Source organism: Pseudomonas shirazica (genome assembly GCF_015168335.1).
GTDB classification, from domain to species: domain Bacteria; phylum Pseudomonadota; class Gammaproteobacteria; order Pseudomonadales; family Pseudomonadaceae; genus Aquipseudomonas; species Aquipseudomonas asiatica.
Genome location: NZ_CP063456.1, coordinates 3,301,478 through 3,325,766, shown reverse-complemented (window position 1 = coordinate 3,325,766; position 24,289 = coordinate 3,301,478). Strand labels below are relative to the sequence as shown.

Below are 24,289 nucleotides of genomic sequence, written 5' to 3'. Positions count from 1 at the left end.
CATGAGCACGCGCAAATCGCTGGCCCTGCTGCTGTACTTCTTCTTCCTGCTGGTGCCGATCTACTGGCTGCTGAACATGTCGTTCAAGAGCAACACCGAGATCCTCGGCGGCCTGACCCTGTGGCCACAGGCGTTCACCCTCGACAACTACCGGGTGATCTTCACCGATGCCAGCTGGTACAGCGGCTACATCAATTCGCTGTACTACGTGTGCCTGAACACGCTGATTTCGCTGCTAGTGGCGCTGCCAGCGGCATATGCCTTCTCGCGTTACCGCTTCCTCGGTGACCGGCACCTGTTCTTCTGGCTGCTGACCAACCGCATGGCGCCACCAGCGGTGTTCCTGCTGCCGTTCTTCCAGCTGTATTCGTCGATCGGCCTGTTCGATACCCATATCGCCGTGGCCCTGGCCCACTGCCTGTTCAACGTGCCGCTGGCAGTGTGGATCCTCGAGGGGTTCATGTCTGGTGTGCCGAAGGAGATCGACGAAACGGCCTATATCGACGGCTACAGCTTCCCACGCTTCTTCGTGAAGATCTTCATTCCGCTGATTGGCTCCGGCATCGGCGTGACGGCGTTTTTCTGTTTCATGTTCTCCTGGGTGGAGCTGCTGCTGGCGCGCACCCTCACCTCGGTGAATGCCAAGCCGATCGCCGCGGTGATGACCCGTACCGTGTCTGCCTCGGGCATAGATTGGGGGGTACTGGCGGCGGCGGGGGTACTGACCATCTTGCCGGGCATGCTGGTGATCTGGTTCGTGCGCAACCATGTGGCCAAGGGCTTCGCCCTGGGCCGAGTGTGAGGAGGGCAAGGCATGGAGTGGATGGCCTGGACCTTGCCGACGGCGCTGTTCTTCGCCGCCGTTGGTGTGCTGCTGCTGGGCATGACCCTGCTCGAACTGCGCCGCCCCTGCGTGGAGCGACGCGGCTTCCTGCCGCTGGTCACCAGCCGTGGCGACCGTTTGTTCATCGGCCTGCTGGCCAGCGCCTACCTGCATTTGCTGGTGGTTGGCGTCAGCGAGTGGCCATTGTGGGTGGCCTCGCTGCTGTCGCTGGCGTGGCTGGTGGTGGTGCTGCGCTGGGGCTGAGCGAGCGGCCCTGTGGGATAACTGAAACGGGAGATCACAATGTTCGACAACAAGTACAACAGGCGACATTTGACCCTGGCCGCGTTGCTGGTACTGGCCAGCGTGCAGGGCACAGCCTGGGCCGACCAGTACGAGGATGCGGCAAGGAAGTGGCTCGGCAGTGAGTTCAAGCCTTCGACCCTTACCCCTGAACAGCAGTTGGCCGAGTTGAAGTGGTTCATCAAGGCTGCCGAACCGTTCCGTGGCATGAAGATCAACGTGGTGTCGGAAACCATCACCACCCATGAATACGAGTCCAAGGTGCTGGCCAAGGCCTTCAGCGAGATCACCGGTATACAGCTGACCCACGACCTGCTGCAGGAAGGCGACGTGGTGGAAAAGCTGCAGACACAGATGCAGTCGGACAAGAACATCTATGACGGCTGGGTCAACGACTCCGACCTGATCGGTACGCACTTTCGCTACGGCGAGGTGGAATCGATCACCGACCTGATGGCCAACGAAGGCAAGGACTACACCTCGCCGACCCTGGACCTGAAGGACTTCATCGGCATTTCCTTCACCACCGCGCCGGATGGCAAGGTCTACCAGCTGCCGGACCAGCAGTTCGCCAACCTCTACTGGTTCCGTGCTGACTGGTTCGAGCGGCCCGAACTGAAGGCCAGGTTCAAGGAAAAATACGGCTACGAACTTGGTGTGCCGGTGAACTGGTCAGCCTACGAGGACATTGCCAGGTTCTTTACCGAAGACGTCAAGGAAATCGACGGTAAACGCGTCTATGGCCACATGGACTACGGCAAGAAAGACCCGTCACTGGGCTGGCGCTTCACCGATGCCTGGTTCTCCATGGCGGGTGGCGGCGACAAAGGTTTGCCCAATGGTCTGCCGGTGGACGAATGGGGCATTCGCGTGGAGGACTGCCATCCGGTGGGGTCCAGCGTGACCCGTGGCGGCGACACCAACGGCCCGGCTGCCGTGTATGCCACGCAGAAATACGTGGACTGGATGCGTGCCTATGCGCCCAAGGAAGCCCAGGGCATGACCTTCTCCGAAGCCGGCCCGGTGCCGGCCCAGGGCAACATCGCCCAGCAGATCTTCTGGTACACCGCGTTTACCGCCGACATGACCAAGCCCGGTCTGCCGGTGGTGAATGCCGACGGCACGCCGAAGTGGCGCATGGCGCCTTCGCCGAAGGGGCCGTACTGGGAGGAGGGGATGAAGCTGGGCTACCAGGACACCGGTTCGTGGACCTTCTTCAAGTCCACCCCCGAGAAGCAACGCCTGGCTGCGTGGCTGTACGCCCAGTTCGTCACCTCCAAGACCGTGTCGCTGAAAAAGACCATCGTCGGCCTCACGCCGATTCGCGAATCGGACATCAACTCCCAGGCCATGACCGAGCTGGCGCCCAAGCTGGGCGGGCTGGTGGAGTTCTACCGCAGCCCGGCGCGGGTACAGTGGACACCGACCGGCACCAACGTGCCGGACTACCCGCGGTTGGCGCAGTTGTGGTGGAGCCACATCGCCGAAGTGGCCAGTGGCGAGAAGACCCCGCAGGAAGCGCTGGACGGCCTGGCCCGCGACCAGGACCGGATGATGGAGCGCTTGCAGCGGTCCAACGCCCAGGCCACCTGCGCACCGAAGCTGAACCCGGAGAAGGATGCCCAATACTGGTTCGACCAGCCTGGGGCGCCGAAACCGAAACTGGCCAACGAAAAGCCCAAGGGCGAGACAGTCAGCTACAACGAACTGCTGAAGTCGTGGGAGGCGGCCAGGAAGTGATCGGCTGAGCACCGCGCTGGCTTCTTCCCACAGGTACCCCGCGCATCTTGAGAGCGGCGCAGTACTTGTGGGAGCGGGCAAGCCCGCGAAGAAGCCGGCGCGGTGCATAGTTTACGGGCAAAAAAAACGGCACCTGCCAGAGGTGCCGTTTTCATATCACGCGGTCTTACCTGTGCAGCTCTTCAGCCGCATACAGCGTGTTCTCCAGCAGGCATGCGCGGGTCATCGGCCCGACGCCGCCCGGCACCGGCGTGATCCAGCCGGCGCGCGGCAGGGCGGTCTCGTAGACCACGTCGCCGACCAGCTTGCCGTCTTCCTGGCGGTTGATGCCCACGTCGATAACGATGGCACCTTCCTTGATCCATTCACCCTTGACCAGGCCAGGCTTGCCTGCGGCCACTACCACCAGGTCGGCGCGGCCGACATGGCCGGGGAGGTCCTTGGTGAAGCGGTGGCAGACGGTCACGGTGCAGCCGGCCAGCAGCAGCTCCATGGCCATCGGGCGACCAACGATGTTGGACGCGCCGACGATGACCGCGTTCATGCCGTACAGGTCCTGGCCGGTGCTTTCCAGCAGGGTCATGATGCCCTTCGGTGTGCACGGGCGCAGCAGCGGGATGCGCTGGGCCAGACGACCGATGTTGTACGGGTGGAAGCCATCCACGTCCTTGTCCGGGCGGATGCGCTCGAGCAGCAGCGAGGCGTCCAGGTGCGCCGGCAGCGGCAACTGCAGCAGGATACCGTCGACGGCCGGATCGTCATTGAGGCGGTCGATCAGCTCGGTCAGGGCCTGCTGCGTGGTTTCGCTGGGCAGGTCGAACGCCTGCGAAATGAAGCCGACCTCTTCGCAGTCCTTGCGCTTGTGCGAGACATAGACTTGGGAGGCGGGGTCGGTGCCGACCAGGATCACCGCCAGGCCCGGCGTACGCAGGCCTTGCTGGCGACGCTCCACGACACGTTGAGCGATCTGCTGGCGCAGGCTGGCGGCGATCGCCTTGCCATCGATTAGGTGTGCAGTCATAGACGCGTGATTAACCATCGAGAAGGAAACAATTAAAGAGGGCGCATTCTCGCACGACATGGGCCAAGGGCAAAGGCGGGTGGTCGGGCAAATCCCCTAAGCCCTTAAATAATTTAAATTTTTTTGAGAAAGGTGTTGACGACTTTCAGGCTCGCCTATAAGATTCGCCGCACTTGTCGGGCACAGCCTAGCACTGGTTGGCGAAGTCGGGCAGAATGAGTGGTTTAGCAGTTACCTGTTAAAGGTCTCGTTCGGTTAGGCTTCAAGCTTAAGCGCCCGTAGCTCAGCTGGATAGAGCATCCGCCTTCTAAGCGGATGGTCGCAGGTTCGAGTCCTGCCGGGTGCGCCATTTAGGCAGCTTTGGCAAGCAAGTAGGCTGTAATGCAATATGGTGGGCGTAGCTCAGTTGGTAGAGCGCTGGATTGTGATTCCAGTTGTCGTGGGTTCGATTCCCATCGTCCACCCCATATTCTTCAAAGGCGCCTCGATAGCATCTGGCGCCTTTGTTTTAAGCGTTACGCGGACGTGGTGAAATTGGTAGACACACTGGATTTAGGTTCCAGCGGCGCAAGCTGTAAGAGTTCGAGTCTCTTCGTCCGCACCATGCTTCTGTAAGGTTGTACTGCAACATCGCAAGACCGCAATATGGTGGGCGTAGCTCAGTTGGTAGAGCGCTGGATTGTGATTCCAGTTGTCGTGGGTTCGATTCCCATCGTCCACCCCATATTCTTTGAAGGCGCCTTGATCGTGAGATCGGGCGCCTTTTTGTTTTGCGCCCTGATCTGGCGGCGCTGCGCTCAGGCGAGGGCAGGGCTGTTTTCCGGTATCAGGCGCACCTCTACGCGATGCCCGAGGGCGCGCGCTGCGCTGGCCAGGGTTGCCAGTGTCATGCCTGAGTCGTTCTGGTCGAGCGCCCGGTCAACCGCGGTGCGACTGGTGTGCATGCGCTCGGCCAATGCCTTCTTGCTGATCTTCTGCGCTTTCATGGCCTCGGCGATCTGCCAGGCGATCACGCGCTTCAGGGCGGCTGCGGATACCTCCTCTGCAAGGTCCTCGCTTGCCAGGAAGTCGTCGAAGTCGGAGCCGATATGTATGGTCATTGCTTGTGCCTCTTTATGGCGGCTTGGCGCTGCCTGGCGGCGGCCAGGTCCGGCGCTGGTGTTTTCTGGCTCTTCTTGATGAAGCCGTGAAGCAGGATCATGGTGTTTCCATCCACGGTAAAAAGTACCCGGGCGATCGTGTTCTCAAGGTTGACCCTGGCCTCCCATAGGCCTTTCCCGAGCTTCCTGACAATGGGCATGCCTAGCGGCCATCCGATTTGTATTGTCTTGATCTCGGTTCCAATCAGGTATTTGTGGGTGCGGGGGAGTGAGGTCAACCATTCGCGTACAGGCTCATTGCCGGCTTCGGTGCGAAAGAAGCGGACATCTAGTGTTGTCGTGTTCCTGCCCATGGAAGTGTACCAAAAAAGGTGCTCCATTCAAGCGCAGGGCAATCGCTTGTGCCATAGCGTGTTTCCCGCAGTGCTGTAGGAGTGTTCGCCGGGTTGCAAATCAATCGATCCCGGCCCTTGCAATCCTCTGGTGACACCCCAATAAAAGCTGTTAGATTTCAGCCGGTTGAAACACTGGCCCATTTGGCCGGCAGAGGAACAACCCGATGATCGCAAAAGAAGGCCGTCAGGCCCTGGCGCTACAGCGCTTTGCCGAGGCCAACCCGCAGCTGCTCGAAGAGATCCGTGAGCTGGATGCGCGCGAGCAGGCCCAGCAGATCGAGTGGGCGTTCGAGGATGCGGCCGAGGAGCAGGGTATCCAGCCTTGGGAGCTGGCCCTGCAACTGATCGCCGAAACCCCCGAGCAGCTGCAGGCCATGCGCCTGGAGACGCACCGCGAGGTAGCCGAGGCGCTGGGGATGGAGTGGGAGGAGTACTGCCAGTTCAACGAAATCGAACCTGAATAAAGGAAGCGAATTCGTTGGTGGCAGTTGTTTGACAAGGTATTTCGGCTGCAGGTCGCCTGGTGGCGTCGTGCGGCCCCATTGAAGCAGGCTCGGCGTTATGTCGTACGGGCCTTGAAAGTTAATCGACCGGCGTGGTTTCTCGTCGTCCCGAGTGGGGTGACTTCTGCTGCGCGACTCACTAGAATGCTTGCCCTTGATTCTGGAGTCGGGCTAACGCCGGCTAACGTCTGTGCAACGAGGAATATCCATGCAAGTTTCTGTTGAAAACACTTCCGCTCTCGAGCGCCGCATGACCATCGCCGTTCCGGCCGAGCGCGTCGAGAACGAAGTCAACAAGCGTCTGCAACAGACTGCCAAGCGCGCCAAGGTTGCCGGCTTCCGCCCAGGCAAAGTGCCGATGAGCGTGATTCGTCAGCGTTTCGAAGCCGATGCCCGTCAAGAGGCGTTCGGTGACCTCGTCCAGGCTTCCTTCTACGAAGCCATCGTCGAGCAGAAGCTGAACCCGGCTGGCGCCCCTGCGGTAGAGCCGAAGTCCTTCGAGAAGGGCAAGGACCTGGAGTTCGTCGCCATCTTCGAAGTGTTCCCGGAGTTCACCGTTGGCGGCCTCGAGTCGATCAGCGTCGAGCGCCTGAGCGCCGAAGTGGCTGATGCCGACCTGGACAACATGCTGGAAGTGCTGCGCAAGCAGAACACCCGCTTCGAGGCCGTCGAGCGTGCCGCGCAGAACGACGACCAGGTCAACATCGACTTCGTCGGCAAGGTCGACGGTGAAGTGTTCGCCGGTGGTTCGGCCAAGGGCACCCAGCTGGTACTGGGCTCCGGCCGCATGATCCCAGGCTTCGAAGACGGCCTGGTTGGCGCCAAGGCTGGCGAAGAGCGCGTTGTTAACGTGACCTTCCCAGAGGACTACCAGAACCTGGACCTGGCTGGCAAAGCCGCCGAGTTCACCATCACCGTCAACAGCGTTGCCGCTCCTGTGCTGCCAGAGCTGAACGAAGAGTTCTTCGCCCAGTTCGGCATCAAGGAATCGACCCTGGAAGGCTTCCGCACCGAAGTTCGCAAGAACATGGAGCGTGAACTGCGCCAGGCCATCAAGGCCAAGGTGAAGAATCAGGTCATGGACGGTCTGCTGGCTGCCAACCCGATCGAAGTACCGAAAGCCCTGCTGGAAAACGAAGTCAACCGTCTGCGCGTGCAGGCTGTTCAGCAGTTCGGTGGCAACATCAAGCCTGAGCAGCTGCCGGCCGAACTGTTCGAAGAACAAGCCAAGCGCCGTGTAGTCCTGGGTCTGATCGTGGCCGAAGTGGTCAAGCAGTTCGAACTGAAGCCGGACGAAGGCAAGGTTCGCGAAATGATCGAAGAAATGGCTTCGGCTTACCAAGAGCCTGAGCAGGTCATCGCCTGGTACTACAAGAACGACCAGCAACTGAACGAAGTCCGTTCGGTTGTGCTGGAAGAACAAGTTGTAGATACTGTTCTGCAGAAAGCGACTGTGACCGACAAGTCGGTCTCGTACGAAGATGCCGTTAAACCAGCACAGGCTCCAGCCGCCGCTGAGTAACAGGCTTCTCTCGTAGGAAACCCCCACAAGCCAGCCTTCGAGCTGGCTTGTGCGTATTCAAGCCATGACTATTTGGGAGTGAGCGCAGGACATGTCCCGCAATTCTTATATTCAGCAGAGCTCTGACATCCAGGCCGCAGGCGGTCTGGTCCCGATGGTTATCGAGCAGTCCGCCCGTGGCGAACGCGCTTACGACATCTACTCGCGCCTGTTGAAGGAGCGTGTGATCTTCCTGGTTGGCCCGGTAGAGGACTACATGGCCAACCTCGTCGTTGCGCAACTGCTGTTCCTTGAAGCGGAAAACCCGGACAAGGATATCCATCTGTACATCAACTCGCCGGGCGGTTCCGTCACCGCCGGCATGTCGATCTACGACACCATGCAGTTCATCAAGCCGGACGTCTCGACCATCTGCATCGGCCAGGCCTGCAGCATGGGCGCCTTCCTGCTGGCTGCTGGTGCCAAGGGCAAGCGTCACTGCCTGCCCAACTCGCGCGTGATGATCCACCAGCCGCTGGGCGGCTTCCAGGGTCAGGCCACCGATATCGAGATCCACGCCCAGGAAATCCTCAATATCAAGGCCCGCCTGAACGAGCTGCTGGCCTACCACACCGGCCAGGATCTCGAGACCATCAAGCGCGACACTGAACGTGACAACTTCATGAGCGCCTCGCGCGCGGCCGAGTACGGCCTGATCGACTCGGTCTACGACAAGCGGCAACTGGCCTCCTGAACCGGGGTGCCAGAGCAGGTAGGCGCGGAAAGCGCCTACCTGCGGACTTGAAAAAGCCCGCAATTGCCTTCATCTTGTGTTGCAAGCCTACCGGATTGGATCGATCGAATGACTGACACCCGTAACGGCGAGGACAGCGGCAAATTGCTTTATTGCTCCTTCTGCGGCAAAAGCCAGCACGAAGTGCGCAAACTGATTGCCGGGCCCTCGGTATTTATCTGCGACGAGTGCGTCGACCTGTGCAACGACATCATCCGTGAGGAGGTGCAGGAAGCCCAGGCCGAGAGCAGCGCGCACAAATTGCCTTCGCCGAAAGAAATCAGCGGTATCCTGGACCAGTACGTCATTGGTCAGGAACGCGCGAAGAAGGTGCTTGCCGTAGCGGTGTACAACCACTACAAGCGCCTGAACCAGCGTGACAAGAAGGGTGACGAAGTCGAACTCGGCAAGAGCAATATCCTGCTCATCGGGCCAACCGGCTCGGGCAAGACCCTGCTCGCCGAAACCCTTGCACGCCTGTTGAACGTACCGTTCACCATTGCTGACGCCACCACCCTGACCGAAGCCGGTTACGTGGGTGAGGACGTCGAGAACATCATCCAGAAGCTGTTGCAGAAGTGCGACTACGACGTGGAAAAGGCCCAGATGGGCATCGTCTACATCGACGAGATCGACAAGATTTCGCGCAAGTCGGACAACCCGTCCATCACCCGTGACGTATCGGGCGAGGGCGTGCAGCAGGCACTGCTGAAGCTGATCGAAGGCACCGTGGCCTCGGTTCCGCCGCAAGGCGGCCGCAAACACCCGCAACAGGAATTCCTGCAGGTCGATACCCGCAACATCCTGTTCATCTGCGGTGGTGCCTTCTCGGGCCTGGAAAAGGTCATCCAGAACCGCTCCACCAAGGGTGGCATCGGTTTTGGCGCCGAAGTACGCAGCAAGGAAGAGGGCAAGAAGGTTGGCGAGTCCCTGCGTGAGGTCGAGCCGGACGATCTGGTCAAGTTTGGCCTGATCCCGGAATTCGTCGGCCGCCTGCCGGTGCTGGCAACCCTCGACGAGCTGGACGAGGCCGCGCTGATGCAGATCCTCACCGAGCCGAAGAACGCCCTGACCAAGCAGTATGCCAAGCTGTTCGAGATGGAAAACGTCGACCTCGAGTTCCGCAGCGATGCGCTCAAGGCCGTGGCGCGCAAGGCCCTGGAGCGCAAGACCGGCGCCCGTGGCCTGCGTTCGATCCTCGAAGGCGTGTTGCTCGACACCATGTACGAGATTCCTTCGAAGAAGGATGTCAGCAAGGTGGTGATCGACGAGAGCGTCATCGATGGCACTTCGCAGCCGCTGATGATCTACGAAAACAGCGAGCCGCAAGCCAAGGCCGCGCCGGACGCCTGATCCAGGCAATGGCTGGTTGACGGTTGCAAGCAAGAAGGGGCCTACGGGCCCCTTTCTGCTTTTCCTGCGCTAGCGCTTGTAATTTCCCAAGCCTGCCCCCACATTAGGTCCAAGCATCATTTCCACCGGTTTCCGGCCATAAGGCCGCTGTAGAGGCGAAATCATGAAGACCACCCTCGACTTGCCTCTTTTGCCATTGCGCGATGTCGTTGTTTACCCGCACATGGTCATCCCGCTGTTCGTGGGGCGCGAAAAGTCCATCGAAGCCCTTGAGGCGGCGATGACGGGCGAAAAGCAGATTCTTCTGCTGGCCCAGAAAAACCCGGCCGACGATGATCCGGGCGAAGACGCCCTGTACCGCGTCGGTACCGTTGCCACCGTGCTGCAATTGCTGAAACTGCCCGATGGTACCGTCAAGGTGCTGGTCGAGGGCGAGCAACGCGGCGCCGTGGAGCGTTTCAGCGAAGTAGAAGGGCACATCCGTGCCGAAGTTTCCCTGATCGACGAAGTCGACGCCGCCGAGCGCGAGTCGGAAGTGTTCGTGCGCACGCTGCTGTCGCAGTTCGAGCAATACGTGCAACTGGGCAAGAAAGTCCCAGCCGAAGTGCTGTCGTCGCTGAACAGCATCGAAGAGCCAGGGCGCCTGGTCGACACCATGGCCGCACACATGGCCCTGAAGATCGAGCAGAAACAGGAAATTCTCGAAATCGTCGACCTGCCGACCCGTGTCGAGCACGTACTGGCGCTGCTGGATGCCGAAATCGACCTGCTGCAGGTCGAAAAGCGCATTCGCGGTCGGGTCAAGAAGCAGATGGAGCGCAGCCAGCGCGAGTACTACCTGAACGAGCAGATGAAGGCCATTCAGAAGGAACTCGGTGATGGCGACGAAGGCCACAACGAAGTCGAAGAGCTGAAAAAGCGCATCGAAGCCGCTGGCCTGCCCAAGGACGCACTGGCCAAGGCCCAGGCCGAGCTGAACAAGCTCAAGCAGATGTCGCCGATGTCGGCCGAGGCCACTGTGGTCCGTTCCTATCTCGACTGGCTGGTGCAGGTGCCGTGGAAGGCCCAGAGCAAGGTGCGTCTGGACCTGGCCAAGGCCGAGGAAATCCTCGATGCCGACCACTACGGCCTGGAAGAGGTCAAGGAACGCATCCTCGAGTATCTTGCCGTGCAAAAGCGCGTCAAGAAGATCCGCGGCCCGGTACTGTGCCTGGTTGGCCCACCCGGCGTCGGCAAGACCTCGCTGGCCGAGTCGATCGCCGCTGCCACCAATCGCAAGTTCGTGCGCATGGCCCTGGGTGGTGTGCGTGACGAGGCTGAGATCCGTGGTCACCGCCGTACCTACATCGGTTCCATGCCTGGCCGCCTGATCCAGAAGATGACCAAGGTGGGGGTGCGCAACCCGCTGTTCCTGCTGGACGAAATCGACAAGATGGGCAGCGACATGCGTGGCGACCCGGCCTCGGCACTGCTCGAGGTGCTCGACCCGGAGCAGAACCACAACTTCAACGACCACTACCTGGAGGTCGACTACGACCTCTCGGACGTGATGTTCCTGTGCACCTCGAACTCGATGAACATCCCGCCGGCGCTGCTCGACCGGATGGAAGTCATCCGCCTGCCGGGCTACACCGAGGACGAGAAGATCAACATCGCGGTCAAGTACCTGGTGCCCAAGCAGGTCAAGGCCAACGGCTTGAAGAAGGACGAGCTGGAAGTCGATGTCTCGGCGATCCGCGACATCATCCGCTTCTACACCCGCGAAGCCGGTGTGCGCGGCCTGGAGCGGCAAATCGCCAAAGTCTGCCGCAAGGTGGTCAAGGAACATACCGGGCAGAAGCAGGTCAAGGTCAAGGTAGCCAGCGAGCAGTTGGAGCACCTGCTCGGCGTGCGCAAGTTCCGCTACGGCCTGGCCGAGCAGCAGGACCAGATCGGCCAGGTTACCGGCCTGGCCTGGACCCAGGTGGGCGGCGAACTGCTGACCATCGAAGCCGTGGTCATCCCCGGCAAGGGCCAGCTGATCAAGACCGGCTCGCTGGGCGACGTCATGGTCGAGTCGATCACCGCCGCGCAGACTGTGGTGCGCAGCCGTGCCCGCAGCCTGGGTATCGCCGCCGACTTCCACGAGAAGCACGACGTGCATATCCACATGCCTGAAGGCGCCACGCCGAAGGATGGCCCAAGTGCCGGTATCGGCATGTGCACCGCGCTGGTGTCGGCGCTGACGCAGATTCCGGTACGTGCCGATGTGGCCATGACCGGCGAAATCACCCTGCGTGGCCAGGTGCTGGCCATTGGCGGGTTGAAGGAAAAACTGCTGGCGGCACACCGTGGCGGGATCAAGACGGTGATCATTCCCGAGGAGAATGTTCGCGATCTGAAGGAGATTCCGGAAAATATCAAACAGGATCTGCAGATCAAACCAGTCAAATGGATTGACGAAGTCCTGCAAATTGCGCTGCAATACGCCCCGGAGCCCTTGCCAGATGTGGCTCCGGAGATTGTCGCGAAAGATGAAAAGCGCGACGGCGATGCTAAGGAAAGAATTAGCACGCACTAGTAGTTTTTGGCTGGGGGGCTTTCCTTGACAGTTTTTTCGGGGCCTTGCTATAAAGCGGCACGCTATTGTCATCAGGCCACCCAGCGCACGTTTCATAAGCTTTTCATTACATACTTAGAAACAAACTCAATAGAGAAATAAGGGGACTTAGAGTGAACAAGTCGGAACTGATTGACGCTATCGCCGCATCTGCTGACATCCCGAAAGCTGTAGCCGGCCGTGCGCTGGACGCAGTCATCGAATCCGTCACCGGCGCCCTGAAGCAAGGTGACGATGTGGTACTGGTTGGCTTCGGTACCTTCTCGGTCAAGGAGCGTGCAGAGCGCACCGGCCGCAACCCGCAAACCGGTAACGCGATCAAGATCGCTGCCGCCAAGGTTCCAGGCTTCAAGGCTGGCAAAGGCCTGAAAGACGCCGTCAACTAAGTCGTCTCTTTCAGCCGGACCCGGCCTGGCCAGGTCCGAGCACGGTGATGGCGGGGCGCAAACGTTCCCGCCTGACACGTTTGCTAAGAAAAGGCGCATCCTCGGATGCGCCTTTCTTTTATCAGGTTTCTACCCACGCTCCGCGGTTGTCGACGCAGTGGTACAGCCGTTTCTGGGGGACGCATGCTGCAAAATATCAGGGACAATTCACAAGGTTGGATTGCCAAGACCATCATCGGCCTTATCGTCGTGTTGATGGCGTTGACCGGCTTCGAAGCCATTTTCCAGGCCGCCACCCATAGCCAGGACGCCGCCAAGGTGAACGGCCAGACCATCAGCCAGAACGAGCTGAGCCAGGCGGCCGACATGCAGCGCCGTCAGCTGATGCAACAGTTGGGCAAGGATTTCGACCCGGCGCTGCTGGATGACAAATTGCTGCGCGAAGAGGCACTGAAGGGGCTGATCAGCCGCAAGCTGCTGCTGCAAGGCGCCGAAGATGCCAAATTCGCCTTCTCCGAGGCCGCACTGGACCAGGTGATCCTGCAGACGCCGGAGTTTCAGGTGGACGGCAAGTTCAGTGCCGACCGTTTTGACCAGGTCATTCGCCAGATGGGCTATGGCCGCATGCAGTTCCGCGACATGCTTGCCGAGGAAATGCTCATCGGCCAGCTGCGCACCGGCCTGGCCGGCAGCAGCTTCGTGACCGACCAGCAGGTCGATGCCTTTGCCCGCCTCGAGAAGCAGACCCGTGACTTCGCTTCCCTGACCTTCAAGGCCGACCCGGCCGCGGTCAAGGTCAGCGATGAAGAGATCAAGGCGCACTACGACCAGCACGCCAAGGAGTTCATGTCGCCAGACCAGGTGGTGATCGACTACATCGAGCTGAAGAAGTCGGCGTTCTTCGATCAGGTCAAGGTGACCGACGAAGAGCTCAAGGCCCAGTACGAGAAGGAAATCGCCAACCTCGCCGAGCAGCGCCATGCCGCGCACATCCTCATCGAGGTCAACGACAAGGTCACCGACGCCCAGGCCAAGGCCCGCGCCGAAGAGATCGAGCAGCGCCTGGCCAAGGGCGAAGACTTTGCCGCGCTGGCCAAGGAGTTCTCCCAGGACCCTGGTTCGGCCAATAGCGGCGGTGACCTTGGCTTCGCCGGCCCGGGCGTTTACGACCCGGCGTTCGAGGATGCGCTGTACAAGCTGCAGGACGGTCAGGTCTCGGCGCCGGTTCGCACCGAGTTCGGCTACCACCTTATCAAGCTGCTGGGCGTGCAGGCGCCGGAAGTGCCGAGCTTCGCCAGCCTGAAGGACAAGCTGACCCGTGACCTGAAGATCCCGCTGGTCGAGCAGCGTTACGTAGATGCCAGTAAGCAGCTGCAGGATGCTGCCTACGAGGCTTCCGACCTGGCCCAGCCGGCCCAGGACCTGAACCTGAAGGTGCAAACCTCCGCAGCGTTCGGCCGCGAGGGTGGCGAAGGCATCACTGCCAACCGTTCGGTCGTGCAGGCCGCATTCTCCGAAGAAGTGCTGGAGGAGGGTGCCAACAGCACCGCCATCGAGCTCGACCCGGAAACCACCGTGGTGCTGCGCGTCAAGGAGCACCGCAAGCCTGAGCAGCTGCCGCTGGAAGCCGTGGCCAAGAACATCAGCGAGCACCTGGCCAAGGAGAAGGCAACTGCCGAGCTCAAGGCCAAGGCGGACAAGCTGATTGCCGGCCTGCGTGACGGTTCCATCGCAGCGGGCAGTGTGCACGAAGGGCAGGGCTGGAAGGCCTATGAAGCAGTTACCCGCGGCGAGGACGGTATCGACCCGGCCGAGCTGCAGGCGCTGTTCCGCCTGGGCAAGCCACAGGCCAAGGACAAGCCGGTTTATGGCAGCGTCGTGCTGCGTGACGGTAGCCTGGTGGTACTGCAGCTCAAGGGTGTCAACGAAGGCGCTGCTGCCACCGACGAAGAGAAGCAGCAGATCCGCCGCTACCTCGCATCGCGTGCTGGCCAGCAGGACTTCGCGGCATACCGCAAGCAGCTGGAAGCCAAGGCGGACATCACCCGCTACTAAGGTGATGGATGCATGAACGAACAGGCCGCCTTGAGCGGCCTGTTTCGTTTCTGTTGCTCATCGCCGCGCTTTAGGCCTGTTCGATACCCCTGTAGGAGCAGCCTTGCGCTGCGAAGAGGCCAGCAGGGCAATAGATTCTCTTCGGCCCTGATGGCCTCTTCGCAGCGCAAGGCTGCTCCTACATGTGCTTCGCATGTCTTGACGTCGATGCCGGCAATGAGGCCAGTACAGGCCATGTTAGCGTTTCACCCCTTCATGGATATCCAGCGTATCCCGCGCAATCTCCCGCCCCAGGGCAATCAGCTCCGGCGCCTTGTAGAACTCGAAAAACCGGCACACTCGTTTGGGCACGTTGATCAGCACATCCGGTGGATAGCCTGCGATCTTGTACTGTGCCAACGAGGTCTGCATGACCTCGAAGCTCTGGTTGATCAAGTCCAGCAGCGAAGCGGGCCCCACGTTGTCGATGATGAACGAGCCGGTCGCAGACTTTGGCGCACCCTCGCGCTCCGGTGCCGCCGCCGGTTGCTGGCCTTCCGGGTTGGCGGCATCGGCCAGCCACGGGTTAGGCGGCGCCAGCCCTTCGGCGACGATTTCCTGCTCGATACGTATCAGCTCCTCCGCCGGCTTGCGCCGGAACGGCAAGCGCGAACCCAGCGAACTGAGTAGCGCATCGAAGCGCATCTTGAACGCCGCTGGGCGTTCGATCACCGGTAGCTGGTACTGCTTCTGGTTGGTGGCATTGAGGTTGACCGCGATGATCAGGTCGCAGTGGCTGGACACCACCGGCACGATCGGCAGCGGGTTGAGGATGCCGCCGTCGACCAGCATGCGGTTGCCTTGCATCACCGGGGTGAACAGGCTGGGGATGGCTGCCGAGGCGCGCATGGCCTGGTGCAGGCAGCCCTCCTGGAACCAGATTTCCTGCTGGTTGGTGAGGTCGGCTGCAACCGCGGTGTAGGGGATGCGCAATTGCTCGATGTTGATCTCGCCGACGATCTTGCGGATTTGCCCGAACACCTTGTCGCCGCGAATTGCGCCGAGGCGAAAGCTGACATCGACCAGGCGCAACACATCCAGGTAGTCGAGGCTCTCGATCCAGTTGCGGTAGTCTTCCAGCTTGCCCGCGGCGTAGATGCCGCCGATCACCGCACCCATCGAGCAGCCGGCGATACAGGCAATGTCGTAGCCGCGGCGCTCGATTTCCTCGATCACCCCGATGTGTGCATACCCCCGGGCTCCACCCGATCCCAGTACCAGTGCCACGCGTTTGCTCATGAACATTCCCCGGCCAGTGCAACCATGGTCCTACAATGCACCCATCGCCACCTGTGCTTCAATGTGCATCGTGCTGAGCTACTGTAATAAAACTGGCTGGGCCAAGCTGGCTGGGCAGGGCACTTTTCAGATGCCGGGGCGTCGAACAGCCAATGTTTTTTCCATTGAGGTATTACCGATGAAAGCCTGGATCTGCCTTCCACTGATTGCCTTGGCCCTTGCTGGCTGCGCGGGCAAGACGGCCTACCGCGAGAGTTGCGCAACCCAACTGGATGCCGCCTGGAAGGAGCTGGACCTGGCCAAGGCCGAAGGCTTTGCCGGTGCCGTGAGCTACTCCAAGGCCTTGTCGCTGCTGACCGGTGCCAAGACCCAACAGCAGTTCGAAGGTTATGAAAGCTGTACCAGAAAAGCCGAAAAGGCCCGTTTCTACATTCGTGAGTCTCGCGCCGGGCGCTGACCAAGGAGCGTCTTTCAATGTCTGCCATGCTCGATCACGTGGTTGCCCAGATAGTGGCCTTGCAGGTGCGCCTGCTGGCCTGCCGCGAGCGCCTGGCTGCCGATACCGACAGCGAGGCCTTGCATGACCTGCGCACCACCCTGCGGCGCCTGCGCAGCCTGCTGCGGCCGCTGCGTGGGCTGCCGGGGGTGGAGCAGCTGGAGGAGGCCGCCAGGTCGTTGGGTACCCTCACCACGCCGTTGCGCGACCGTGAGGTGCTGGCGGCCGAACTGATTGGGCATGGTTTTGCCGAGGCCGGGCAGCGGCGCCTGGAAGGGCGTGCCAGGACATTCGCCAGTGTTGCCGCCAGCCCCGAGCTGACGCGGGTGCTGGCGATTGTCGACGCGTTTCCGCTGTTCATGCGTGCAGCCGGTCGCGAGGGCTTGGTCAAGGCGCTGGAAAAGCGCATCGACAAACGCCTGGTCAAGCAGTGGCGCAAGTTGTACCAGGCGCTGCAGGACCCGGCCCACGACCGCCACCGCTTGCGCTTGCTGATCAAGCGTGCGCGCTATGGCGATGAGGCCTATCCGCAGCTCGACCATGCGGGCAAGCAGTTGCGGCGCTTGCTGAAGCAGGCCCAGGGCGATTTGGGTGACTGGCATGATCGCCTGCAATGGCTGCTGCAGGCGCGCGAGCATGCCGACCTGGCGCCGTGCAAGGTCGCCTGGGAGCAGGAATTGCACGAGGCCGAGCGCCATTCGGATGCGACGCTGGATGCACTGCAGCGGGCGTTGGCGCGGCGAAAGCCCGAAAAATGACCGAAATGCGGGCTGATCGGTATGGGTTTGCTGGCTAGGATGGGCAGACCTTATTCGCAGCAGGCAGGAGCCGGCCAATGAATTTCAACCAACTGCTCGACGCCGTGCGGGCCAACCCCGAAGCTGTATGTGTCCCGCCAAGCTGGGCCCAGGGGCGCGCCGCCTTTGGCGGGCTGATGGCGGCCATGGTGTATGAAGCCATGCGCCAGAAAATCTCCGATGACCGCCCCGTGCGTTCTTTGGCCATCAGCTTTGTGGCGCCAGCCGCGGCAGATGTGCCAATCCGCTTCGATGTAGAGGTGCTGCGTGAAGGCAAGGCTGTCAGCACCTTGCTGGGCCGTGCCGTTCAAGACGGCCAGGTAGTGACGCTGGTGCAGGGCAATTTCGGTGCAGGGCGGCCGTCGGTGGTCGATGTGCCAGCCTTGCCGGCCGAGGAAATGAAAGCGCTCGACGATGCAGCTCCCGAGCTACCCCATATCAAAGGCGTTACTCCGGAGTTCATGCAGCATGTGGCCTTGCGCTGGGCGGTGGGTGGTTTGCCGTTCAGTGGCAATCAGTCGCGGCAAATGGGCGGTTGGGTACGTTTGCGCGGGGTGGCCGAAGAACCGGTCAACGAGGCGCACCTGCTGGCGCTGGTCGATGCCTGGCCGCCAAGCCTGATGCCGTTTCTCAAACAGCCGGCTGCCGGCAGTACGTTGACCTGGACCATAGAATTCATGCAGCCCACGGCGCAGCTATCGACCCTGGATTGGTGCCGTTATTGCGTGGAAACCGAGCATGCGCGGGATGGTTACGGGCACGCTGCCGCTGCGTTGAGGACGGCGCAGGGCGAGTTGCTGGCCTTGAGCCGGCAGACGGTTACCGTGTTTGCCTAGCAGATACCTGCAGGCCTGCACGCTTTCCTGTAGGAGCGGCCTTGTGTCGCGAAAGGGCCGCAAAGCGGCCCCGGCAATCTTCGCGGCGAAGCTGTAAATCCGGGGCTGCTGCGCAGCCCTTTCGCGACACAAGGCCGCTCCTACAAAAGATTGCGCGTGATTGGAGCATCAATGGCGATGCTTGTGTCGTTCCCGCCAGGCCTTCCACCAGGCCCCGCTCAGCAAGAAGCGCGGAAAGGTGATGAACTGCTCGGTCAGCAGGCGTTGCACGGCATCCTTGCGGTTGGCGAAGGGTTCGGGTTGCTCGGCTTCCAGTCGGTGGCCCTGGCGTTGCAGGCCCAGGCCGGCGATCAGCGCAATGATGCCAACGGCAATCTGGCCCAGGTCCAGGCTGAACAGGCCGGACAGAATCAGCAACGTGCCAAGGATGAACAAAGGCACGGCGATCAGGTGCAGCACCAGGTTGGCCGGGTGGCGGTGATTGTGGTGGTAGCCGCGCCATTGCCAGGCGGGCAGGTTGGGCAGGCGTTTGCTCATGGGCATTTCCTCTCGGTCATGCCCAAAGCTTAGTGCGCCCCCCAGGCGGGGGCCAATCGAGGCTGGCTATGGTGACTATAGCTTGAGCTGGCCAATGGCCTTGTTCAGTTCACCGGCCAAGGTTGCCAGTTCGCTGCTGGTGGTTGCCGAGCCCACGGTCTGTTGCACGGTCTGTTCGGTGACATCGCGGATACTCACCACGGCGCGGTTCATTTCCTCGGCCACCTGGCTTTGCTGCTCGGCTGCCACGGCAATCTGGGTGTTGCTTTCGCGCATCTGCGCCACGGCACCGGTAATCTCGGCCAGTGCTTCGCCGGCCTCCTGGGCCTGGCGGACGCAGTCGTCGGCCTTGTACGAGCTCTCCTGCATGAACTCCACTGCATCCCGGGTGCCCGACTGCAGGGCCGAAACCATGGTGGTGATCTCGTCGGTGGAGTTTTGTACGCGCTTGGCCAGGTTGCGCACTTCATCGGCCACCACGGCAAAGCCGCGGCCCAGGTCGCCGGCGCGCGCTGCTTCGATGGCGGCATTGAGCGCCAGCAGGTTGGTCTGCTCGGCGATGCTGTGGATCACACTGACCACGCCATTGATCTTCTGACTGTCTTCGGCCAGTTGACGAATCATCTCGGCAGTTTGCTGCACGCCGCTGGACAGCCCGGAGATCGAGTCCTGTACCCGGCTGACCACCTCCTGGCCGCTACCGGCCAGGGCGTCGGCTGTTTGTGACAGGTCACGGGTGGCGCCGGCATGCTGGGCGATGTGGTGCACCGTTGCTGACATTTCGTTGATGGCGGTAGCGGCCTGGTCGGTCTCGCTCTGCTGGCCGAGCATGCCGTGGCGCACGTCGCTCATGCTCGCGGCCAGGCGCGCGGCACCGGAGTCCAGTTGCGCAGCGGTGTGGGCGACAGTACTGACCACGCGGTGGTAGGTCGCCTGCATGGCATTGAAGGCCCCGGCCATCTGGCCGACCTCGTCACCACAGGCCAACGGCACGCGGGCCGACAGGTCGCCGGTCTTTTCCACGTGCAGCATCACATCCTTGAGGGTGTTGAGCTGGCTGAGCAGGAAGCGGATCAGCAACTGTGAGGCGCCGAGCATGGCCAGCATCAGGATCAGTACGCATACCGCGTAGTTGCTGAATCGGTCGAAGAACACCTGGCGCAGGCTTGGCGACTGGGCCAGCACGGCCATTTGCTGATCACCGTTGCGCAGTACCTGCGCGCCCTGTAGCGGGTTGTTGCCCAAGAGCCGGGCGGCAGGCAGTTCGACCCAGCCTTGGGCATTGCGCAGGGCCTCCAGGGGTTCGCCCGCGAAGGTGGGCGTTTGCCCGGGCGACCAGCTGATGACATTGGCCGGGCGGGGTAGCGGCTGGCCGGCCGGCCAGGCAGCAAGCAGTTGCGCCTGCGCGGCCGCCTGGGCCTGCGCGGCCTCGGCGCGGGCGCGCTGCTCCAGGTGCACGGCATAGAGCACCAGCAGCAAGGTCGTGACAAAGGCCACCGCGTTGACGGCCCAGAACTTGTACTTCAGGGAAACATTGCTAAGCCAGGCACCCATGGGCAGGTCTTCTCTGAGTTGAGCGGGAACAATATTGGCAAGGTGCCATCATTGTGCCTGCGCAAGCCAGGGCCTTTCTTGATGTGTATCAAGAAAATTCCGCCGCAAGTACTGCCGCGCTTTTGTAGGAGCGGCCTTGTGGCGCGATAGGGGTGCGAAGCGCCCCCAGGTTTTCAGCTTCAGCGGATAGATTGCCGGGGCCGCGTTGCGGCCCTTTCGCGACACAAGGCCGCTCCTACAGGAGAACGCGTCGGGTTCAGGGGAGTTGGAAAAACGCCCGCGCCGTTGCCGTGGTATGTGCCGCCGTATGTTCGGTCGACTCACCCCGGTGCAAGGCCACTTCACGCAACACCTCTGGCAGGAACGCTGGTTCGTTGCGCCCGTTCTTCGGCTTGGGCCGCAGGCTGCGCGGCAGCAGGTAAGGCGCATCGCTCTCCAGCACCAGCCGCCCCTCGGCAATGTTGCCCACCAGCGGATGCAGATGGGTGCCACGGCGTTCGTCGCAGATCCAGCCGGTAATACCGATGTGCAGGTCCATGTCCAGGTAGGCGAACAGCGCGTCGCGCTCGCCGGTAAAGCAGTGCACCACTGCGCCGGTCAGGTGGTCGCGGTAATCCTTGAGGATCGCCAGCAGGCGTTCGCTGGCGTCGCGTTCGTGCAGGAACACCGGCAGACGCAGCTCGGCAGCCAGTGCCAGTTGTGCCTCCAGGGCTTTTTCCTGCAGCGGGCGAGGGGAGAAGTCGCGGTTGAAGTCCAGGCCGCATTCACCCACGGCGCGTACACGTGGTTCACTCAACAGCTGGCGCAACTGGCGCTCGCTGCCGGCATCCCAGGTTTTGGCATCATGAGGGTGTACGCCTGCCGTGGCGAACAGGTGCGCGCCGCTCGCATCCAGTTGCTGGCACAGCTCCAGCGCCTGTTCGCTGACCGCCAGGCTGGTGCCCGTCAGCACCATCTGCGTGACCCCGGCCTCAAGGGCGCGCTCGACGATTGCCGCCTGCTGGTCGTGGAAACTGCTGTTGGTCAGGTTGACGCCGATATCGATCAGTTGCATGGTGCTATCTCGTGCCGCGGGGCGGCCAGCATAGCAAAAACCGTGTTTTTCTGAAAAAACCAAGAACTTCATGCTGTTGCCGTGGTCTTTTGCCGTCATTTCTCTCTTGGCGGTGCAACCCCATGGATGCCGCTCACCGACCACGGACACGTTTTCGCATGCAGCGATGCTGGCTCATTTTCCTGCTGATGCTTGGGCTGACCTTGACCGGGCCTGCCCACGCGCGCGTGCCGGGACCGCAGCAGAACATCGCGCCGGCCAAGGTCCGTGACCTGCAACAGATTCGCACCAGCCAGGTGCTGCGGGTGCTGGTCAACCAGAGCCGCAACAGCTCCGGTGAGGTCAAGGGCGAGCCGGTCGGCATCGAATACTATCGCTTGCGTGCCCTGGAGCATTACCTCAATGCCCGCGCCGCCGACGGCCAGGAGATCCAGCTCAAGCTGATCCCGCGGGCCAAGGAGCAGTTGCTGGGCGCCCTGGCCCGTGGCGAGGGCGACCTGGCCGCGCCGGGCGAGCTGCTCGACCCCGCCGTGGTGCGCGGGGTCAGCAGCAGCGCACCAGTGCTCGACCAGGTGCCGCTGCTGCTGGTGGGGCGCAAGGGCGAGCGCAGTTTCAGCCATGTCGAGCAGTTGTCCGGGCGTACCGTGGCCCTGACCAGCGCCAGCGCGGCCGGCCCTTTGATCCAGCAGGTCAACCAGCAGCTGGCGCTGCGCAAGCGCGCGCCGATCAAGGTGGAGTGGGTCGACTCGACCTTGGCGGTGGAGGATGTGCTGGAAATGGTCCAGGCCGGCATCTATCACCTGACCGTGGTCGAGCAGCCGATCGCCCGGCGCTGGGCCCGGGTGATGCCGCGCCTGCGCCTGGACAGCCGCGTAAAACTGGGGGCGCCGCAAGCCATGCGTTGGTATGTGAGGCCCGATGCGCCGCAGTTGCAGGCCACGGTCGATCGCTTTCTGCAGGGCTACCGCGCACCGGACAACCAGGACGCCGCGTTCGAGCGCATCTACCGCCGCCAGTACCGGGTGCACGACCCCTTGGCCAGCAAGAATCGCCAGCGCCTGACCGCACTGCGGGCGGTGCTGCAGAAACACGGTGAGGCGCAGCAGATCGACTGGCTCAACCTGGCCGCGCTGGCCTTCAAGGAGTCGACGCTCAACCCGGCAGCGCGCGGCACCGGAGGGGCCCATGGCCTGATGCAGATCACCCCTTCGGCGGCGCAGCGCGTGGGGGTGAGCAACACCGCCACGGTGGATGGCAATGTCCAGGCTAGCGCCCGTTACCTGGCGCTGATCCGGCGCAAGTTCTTTGCCAGCGCCAAGATCAACGAGCGCGAGCGCATGGCCTTCGTCCTGGCGGCCTACAACCTGGGGCCCGAGCGGGTCCAGGCCATGCGTGCGGAGGCGCGGCGTCGCGGGCTGAATGGCGACCAGTGGTTTTTCCAGACCGAACGTATCGCCATGGAGCAGGTGGGCATGGGGCCCGTCAACTTCGTCAATAGCGTGAACAAGTACTTTGTAGCGTTCAACCGGGAGCGTGCCGCGCTGGAGCGTGTGGCTAAACGTTGATAAATCGATTTTGTCGATTGTTATGTTGGGTTTTTTTGCGATTCTCATATCTATATAATCGATTATGATGGCGCCCATCCCAACACAACTTTCCCGCTTCAAGGAGTCTTCGACATGAACAACGCTACCCTCAACGCTCTGTTCTCCACCCGCGCCGGCGCTGGCCTGAGCGTCATCCGTATCCTGGTCGGCATCATCTTCATTGCGCATGGCGCGCAAAAACTGTTCGGCATGTTCGGTGGCTATGGCCTGGAAGGCACTGGCCAGTGGATGGAGAGCATCGGCCTGGCCCCGGGTTACCTGATGGCCCTGCTGTCCGGTAGTGCCGAGTTCTTCGGCGGCCTGGCGCTGGTGATCGGCCTGCTGGCCCGCCCGGCGGCCCTGGTGCTGGCGGTGACCCTGGTGGTGGCGATCCTCTCGGTGCACATCGGCAACGGCCTGTTCATGTCCAACAACGGCTATGAGTTCGGCCTGGCCCTGCTGGCTGGCACCGTCGCGGTGCTGATCGAAGGCGCTGGCCGCTTCTCGCTGGACCGCCTGATCGCCCGGTAACGACAGCTGCACGCTACAAGCAACAAGCCGCAAGCAAGAGCAGACCGAGTATTGGCCTGCCACTGCTTGCGGCTTGTTGCTTGCAACTTCCAGCTCATGGCTCTAGCATACCGTCTGCGCCGATTTAAACAGCTACTTGCGGGGCGCAGGAAAGCCCCTCTCCGGGTCATCCGAAATACCGCTAAAGCGCTGGTTCGGTGACGCCTCCCACCGCTGCCCAGCGGGATTCGCGAGGCGGAGAGAAGCTCCATGAGTTGCCCACGTACCAGTGTCTGTTTGAGCCCCTTGCCTGCCAGCCAGGCGTCCCGCACACCGCGCATCCTGCTCGGCGGCCAGCATCAACCCACTCTTTTGCGTCACCTTGAAGGCCTGTCCAGGCGCAAGGGCCAGGCGCGGGCCTTTCTGATCCAGTTTGCCGATAGCGGCTGTCACCTCGCGCAGTATGGCAATGACCGTTTCGACCTGGCCGTGATCCAGGCCCCGGCGCCGGACGAGGCCGCAGATATCATCGGCCACCTCACCCGTATCGCGCGTCAAGGCTTGATTACCCGCCGCTGAGGAGCGCGCTGTTGAGTACCAATATCATCACCACGGAAGGCCATGAGGCGCTGAAGAAAGAACTGGACCACCTGTGGCGGGTGTACCGCCCGGAGATTACCCAGAAGGTTACCTGGGCGGCCTCGCTGGGCGACCGCAGCGAGAATGCCGACTACCAGTACAACAAGAAGCTGCTGCGCGAGATCGACCGCCGGGTGCGTTACCTGCGCAAGCGTCTTGAAGATGTGAAGGTGGTGGCCTACTCGCCGCAGCAGGAGGGCAAGGTGTTTTTCGGTGCCTGGGTGGAGATTGAGAACGACGAGGGCGAGACCATGAAGTTTCGCATTGTCGGGTATGACGAGATCTATGGGCGCAATGACTACATCTCGATCGACTCGCCCATGGCTCGTGCCTTGCTGAAGAAGGAGGAGGGTGATGAGGTGGTGGTGCACACACCTACCGGTGAAGCGACCTGGTATGTGAACAGCATCAGCTACGGGCACTGATCTGA

General features: G+C 61.8%; 24 protein-coding genes and 4 tRNA genes. 21 read left to right on the top strand and 7 right to left on the bottom strand.

Going from position 1 to position 24,289, the window contains the following annotated elements; translation table 11 throughout:
* The first annotated feature begins 1 nt into the window (after window position 1).
* The 3 genes from IMX18_RS15380 to IMX18_RS15370 are packed head-to-tail and all read left to right on the top strand — an operon-like array spanning window position 2 to window position 2,866.
* A complete protein-coding gene (locus IMX18_RS15380) occupies window positions 2-802 on the top strand; it encodes a carbohydrate ABC transporter permease (RefSeq protein WP_013971876.1) in 801 nt (266 codons plus the stop codon).
* A gap of 12 nt (window positions 803-814) precedes the next feature.
* Window positions 815-1,087, top strand: a complete 273-nt coding sequence (locus tag IMX18_RS15375) for a DUF2160 domain-containing protein (protein WP_013971877.1) — start codon at window positions 815-817, stop codon at window positions 1,085-1,087.
* A 39-nt stretch (window positions 1,088-1,126) separates the two neighbouring features.
* The gene (locus IMX18_RS15370) at window positions 1,127-2,866 is read left to right on the top strand and encodes an ABC transporter substrate-binding protein (protein ID WP_217190576.1); all 1,740 of its coding nucleotides are present in this window, start codon (window positions 1,127-1,129) and stop codon (window positions 2,864-2,866) included.
* Between the two features lie 166 nt (window positions 2,867-3,032).
* Here IMX18_RS15370 and folD read toward each other — a convergent pair whose 3' ends face one another.
* The gene (folD, locus tag IMX18_RS15365) at window positions 3,033-3,887 is read right to left on the bottom strand and encodes a bifunctional methylenetetrahydrofolate dehydrogenase/methenyltetrahydrofolate cyclohydrolase FolD (protein WP_015269692.1); all 855 of its coding nucleotides are present in this window, start codon (window positions 3,885-3,887) and stop codon (window positions 3,033-3,035) included.
* Between the two features lie 272 nt (window positions 3,888-4,159).
* Here folD and IMX18_RS15360 point away from each other — a divergent pair.
* From IMX18_RS15360 to IMX18_RS15345, 4 genes are all read left to right on the top strand, one after another.
* Window positions 4,160-4,236, top strand: a tRNA-Arg gene (locus tag IMX18_RS15360).
* Between the two features lie 42 nt (window positions 4,237-4,278).
* Window positions 4,279-4,354 (top strand) — tRNA-His (locus tag IMX18_RS15355).
* Window positions 4,355-4,406: 52 nt separating this feature from the next.
* Window positions 4,407-4,491: transfer RNA gene (locus tag IMX18_RS15350), tRNA-Leu, on the top strand.
* Between the two features lie 44 nt (window positions 4,492-4,535).
* Window positions 4,536-4,611 (top strand) — tRNA-His (locus IMX18_RS15345).
* A gap of 73 nt (window positions 4,612-4,684) precedes the next feature.
* Here the strand turns inward: IMX18_RS15345 and IMX18_RS15340 are convergent.
* A complete protein-coding gene (locus tag IMX18_RS15340) occupies window positions 4,685-4,987 on the bottom strand; it encodes an XRE family transcriptional regulator (protein WP_015269693.1) in 303 nt (100 codons plus the stop codon).
* Window positions 4,984-5,340 (bottom strand): type II toxin-antitoxin system RelE/ParE family toxin, encoded by a 357-nt coding sequence (locus IMX18_RS15335; RefSeq protein WP_015269694.1) that lies wholly within the window; start codon window positions 5,338-5,340, stop codon window positions 4,984-4,986. Before IMX18_RS15335 ends, IMX18_RS15340 begins: the two co-directional genes overlap by 4 nt.
* Before the next feature lie 206 nt (window positions 5,341-5,546).
* On the opposite strand from IMX18_RS15335, the gene IMX18_RS15330 reads away from it, so the two are divergent.
* The 7 genes from IMX18_RS15330 to IMX18_RS15300 all read left to right on the top strand — a co-directional run bounded on the left by IMX18_RS15330 (window position 5,547) and on the right by IMX18_RS15300 (window position 14,572).
* Window positions 5,547-5,846 (top strand): DUF6388 family protein, encoded by a 300-nt coding sequence (locus tag IMX18_RS15330; RefSeq protein ID WP_100413772.1) that lies wholly within the window; start codon window positions 5,547-5,549, stop codon window positions 5,844-5,846.
* A 247-nt stretch (window positions 5,847-6,093) separates the two neighbouring features.
* The gene (gene tig, locus IMX18_RS15325; RefSeq protein WP_015269696.1) at window positions 6,094-7,407 is read left to right on the top strand and encodes a trigger factor; all 1,314 of its coding nucleotides are present in this window, start codon (window positions 6,094-6,096) and stop codon (window positions 7,405-7,407) included.
* Between the two features lie 91 nt (window positions 7,408-7,498).
* Window positions 7,499-8,140: an ATP-dependent Clp endopeptidase proteolytic subunit ClpP gene (clpP, locus tag IMX18_RS15320; RefSeq protein WP_003259400.1), complete on the top strand. Its 642-nt coding sequence runs from the start codon at window positions 7,499-7,501 to the stop codon at window positions 8,138-8,140.
* Window positions 8,141-8,248: 108 nt separating this feature from the next.
* Window positions 8,249-9,532 carry an ATP-dependent Clp protease ATP-binding subunit ClpX gene (clpX, locus tag IMX18_RS15315; protein WP_013971882.1) on the top strand — a complete coding sequence of 428 codons (1,284 nt, stop codon included), beginning with the start codon at window positions 8,249-8,251 and terminating at the stop codon, window positions 9,530-9,532.
* A 163-nt stretch (window positions 9,533-9,695) separates the two neighbouring features.
* Window positions 9,696-12,092, top strand: a complete 2,397-nt coding sequence (lon, locus tag IMX18_RS15310) for an endopeptidase La (RefSeq protein ID WP_015269697.1) — start codon at window positions 9,696-9,698, stop codon at window positions 12,090-12,092.
* A gap of 152 nt (window positions 12,093-12,244) precedes the next feature.
* Window positions 12,245-12,517: an HU family DNA-binding protein gene (locus IMX18_RS15305; protein WP_003259401.1), complete on the top strand. Its 273-nt coding sequence runs from the start codon at window positions 12,245-12,247 to the stop codon at window positions 12,515-12,517.
* Between the two features lie 183 nt (window positions 12,518-12,700).
* Window positions 12,701-14,572 carry a SurA N-terminal domain-containing protein gene (locus IMX18_RS15300; RefSeq protein ID WP_015269698.1) on the top strand — a complete coding sequence of 624 codons (1,872 nt, stop codon included), beginning with the start codon at window positions 12,701-12,703 and terminating at the stop codon, window positions 14,570-14,572.
* Window positions 14,573-14,809: 237 nt separating this feature from the next.
* On the opposite strand, the gene IMX18_RS15295 is transcribed toward IMX18_RS15300, so the two are convergent.
* Window positions 14,810-15,850, bottom strand: coding sequence for a patatin-like phospholipase family protein (locus IMX18_RS15295; RefSeq protein WP_024086621.1), 1,041 nt, complete (start codon window positions 15,848-15,850; stop codon window positions 14,810-14,812).
* 178 nt (window positions 15,851-16,028) lie between these two features.
* Here IMX18_RS15295 and IMX18_RS15290 point away from each other — a divergent pair, with 178 nt between their 5' ends.
* From IMX18_RS15290 to IMX18_RS15280, 3 genes are all read left to right on the top strand, one after another.
* Entirely contained in the window at window positions 16,029-16,307 is a 279-nt protein-coding gene (locus IMX18_RS15290) for a hypothetical protein (protein ID WP_003259403.1), read from the top strand.
* A gap of 17 nt (window positions 16,308-16,324) precedes the next feature.
* Window positions 16,325-17,104 (top strand): CHAD domain-containing protein, encoded by a 780-nt coding sequence (locus IMX18_RS15285; RefSeq protein WP_015269700.1) that lies wholly within the window; start codon window positions 16,325-16,327, stop codon window positions 17,102-17,104.
* 77 nt (window positions 17,105-17,181) lie between these two features.
* Window positions 17,182-17,979, top strand: coding sequence for an acyl-CoA thioesterase (locus IMX18_RS15280; protein WP_015269701.1), 798 nt, complete (start codon window positions 17,182-17,184; stop codon window positions 17,977-17,979).
* Between the two features lie 168 nt (window positions 17,980-18,147).
* On the opposite strand, the gene IMX18_RS15275 is transcribed toward IMX18_RS15280, so the two are convergent.
* The 3 genes from IMX18_RS15275 to IMX18_RS15265 all read right to left on the bottom strand — a co-directional run bounded on the left by IMX18_RS15275 (window position 18,148) and on the right by IMX18_RS15265 (window position 21,124).
* Window positions 18,148-18,516, bottom strand: a complete 369-nt coding sequence (locus tag IMX18_RS15275; RefSeq protein ID WP_054572839.1) for an Mpo1-like protein — start codon at window positions 18,514-18,516, stop codon at window positions 18,148-18,150.
* A gap of 75 nt (window positions 18,517-18,591) precedes the next feature.
* Window positions 18,592-20,070 carry a methyl-accepting chemotaxis protein gene (locus IMX18_RS15270; RefSeq protein WP_013971890.1) on the bottom strand — a complete coding sequence of 493 codons (1,479 nt, stop codon included), beginning with the start codon at window positions 20,068-20,070 and terminating at the stop codon, window positions 18,592-18,594.
* A 256-nt stretch (window positions 20,071-20,326) separates the two neighbouring features.
* The gene (locus tag IMX18_RS15265; protein WP_217190578.1) at window positions 20,327-21,124 is read right to left on the bottom strand and encodes a TatD family hydrolase; all 798 of its coding nucleotides are present in this window, start codon (window positions 21,122-21,124) and stop codon (window positions 20,327-20,329) included.
* Between the two features lie 158 nt (window positions 21,125-21,282).
* Between IMX18_RS15265 and IMX18_RS15260 the strand changes: the two genes are divergently transcribed.
* The 4 genes from IMX18_RS15260 to greB all read left to right on the top strand — a co-directional run bounded on the left by IMX18_RS15260 (window position 21,283) and on the right by greB (window position 24,284).
* Window positions 21,283-22,689 (top strand): MltF family protein, encoded by a 1,407-nt coding sequence (locus IMX18_RS15260; protein WP_015269704.1) that lies wholly within the window; start codon window positions 21,283-21,285, stop codon window positions 22,687-22,689.
* 114 nt (window positions 22,690-22,803) lie between these two features.
* Window positions 22,804-23,241, top strand: a complete 438-nt coding sequence (locus IMX18_RS15255; RefSeq protein ID WP_015269705.1) for a DoxX family protein — start codon at window positions 22,804-22,806, stop codon at window positions 23,239-23,241.
* A gap of 249 nt (window positions 23,242-23,490) precedes the next feature.
* Window positions 23,491-23,799 (top strand): hypothetical protein, encoded by a 309-nt coding sequence (locus IMX18_RS15250; RefSeq protein ID WP_054572841.1) that lies wholly within the window; start codon window positions 23,491-23,493, stop codon window positions 23,797-23,799.
* An 11-nt stretch (window positions 23,800-23,810) separates the two neighbouring features.
* Entirely contained in the window at window positions 23,811-24,284 is a 474-nt protein-coding gene (greB, locus tag IMX18_RS15245; protein WP_054572842.1) for a transcription elongation factor GreB, read from the top strand.
* The last annotated feature ends 5 nt before the right edge of the window (window positions 24,285-24,289 follow it).

Bases quoted from the DNA above. Each gene is read 5' to 3' on its own strand.
- IMX18_RS15330 (WP_100413772.1), top strand. From the start codon at position 5,547: ATGATCGCAAAAGAAGGCCGTCAGGCCCTGGCGCTACAGCGCTTTGCC.
- lon (WP_015269697.1), top strand. From the start codon at position 9,696: ATGAAGACCACCCTCGACTTGCCTCTTTTGCCATTGCGCGATGTCGTT.
- IMX18_RS15260 (WP_015269704.1), top strand. From the start codon at position 21,283: ATGCAGCGATGCTGGCTCATTTTCCTGCTGATGCTTGGGCTGACCTTG.
- IMX18_RS15285 (WP_015269700.1), top strand. From the start codon at position 16,325: ATGTCTGCCATGCTCGATCACGTGGTTGCCCAGATAGTGGCCTTGCAG.
- folD (WP_015269692.1), bottom strand. From the start codon at position 3,887: ATGACTGCACACCTAATCGATGGCAAGGCGATCGCCGCCAGCCTGCGC.
- IMX18_RS15280 (WP_015269701.1), top strand. From the start codon at position 17,182: ATGAATTTCAACCAACTGCTCGACGCCGTGCGGGCCAACCCCGAAGCT.
- IMX18_RS15375 (WP_013971877.1), top strand. From the start codon at position 815: ATGGAGTGGATGGCCTGGACCTTGCCGACGGCGCTGTTCTTCGCCGCC.
- IMX18_RS15255 (WP_015269705.1), top strand. From the start codon at position 22,804: ATGAACAACGCTACCCTCAACGCTCTGTTCTCCACCCGCGCCGGCGCT.
- IMX18_RS15265 (WP_217190578.1), bottom strand. From the start codon at position 21,124: ATGCAACTGATCGATATCGGCGTCAACCTGACCAACAGCAGTTTCCAC.
- IMX18_RS15370 (WP_217190576.1), top strand. From the start codon at position 1,127: ATGTTCGACAACAAGTACAACAGGCGACATTTGACCCTGGCCGCGTTG.
- IMX18_RS15250 (WP_054572841.1), top strand. From the start codon at position 23,491: ATGAGTTGCCCACGTACCAGTGTCTGTTTGAGCCCCTTGCCTGCCAGC.
- clpX (WP_013971882.1), top strand. From the start codon at position 8,249: ATGACTGACACCCGTAACGGCGAGGACAGCGGCAAATTGCTTTATTGC.
- tig (WP_015269696.1), top strand. From the start codon at position 6,094: ATGCAAGTTTCTGTTGAAAACACTTCCGCTCTCGAGCGCCGCATGACC.
- clpP (WP_003259400.1), top strand. From the start codon at position 7,499: ATGTCCCGCAATTCTTATATTCAGCAGAGCTCTGACATCCAGGCCGCA.
- IMX18_RS15380 (WP_013971876.1), top strand. From the start codon at position 2: ATGAGCACGCGCAAATCGCTGGCCCTGCTGCTGTACTTCTTCTTCCTG.
- IMX18_RS15335 (WP_015269694.1), bottom strand. From the start codon at position 5,340: ATGGGCAGGAACACGACAACACTAGATGTCCGCTTCTTTCGCACCGAA.
- IMX18_RS15295 (WP_024086621.1), bottom strand. From the start codon at position 15,850: ATGAGCAAACGCGTGGCACTGGTACTGGGATCGGGTGGAGCCCGGGGG.
- IMX18_RS15270 (WP_013971890.1), bottom strand. From the start codon at position 20,070: ATGGGTGCCTGGCTTAGCAATGTTTCCCTGAAGTACAAGTTCTGGGCC.
- IMX18_RS15275 (WP_054572839.1), bottom strand. From the start codon at position 18,516: ATGAGCAAACGCCTGCCCAACCTGCCCGCCTGGCAATGGCGCGGCTAC.
- IMX18_RS15300 (WP_015269698.1), top strand. From the start codon at position 12,701: ATGCTGCAAAATATCAGGGACAATTCACAAGGTTGGATTGCCAAGACC.
- IMX18_RS15340 (WP_015269693.1), bottom strand. From the start codon at position 4,987: ATGACCATACATATCGGCTCCGACTTCGACGACTTCCTGGCAAGCGAG.
- IMX18_RS15290 (WP_003259403.1), top strand. From the start codon at position 16,029: ATGAAAGCCTGGATCTGCCTTCCACTGATTGCCTTGGCCCTTGCTGGC.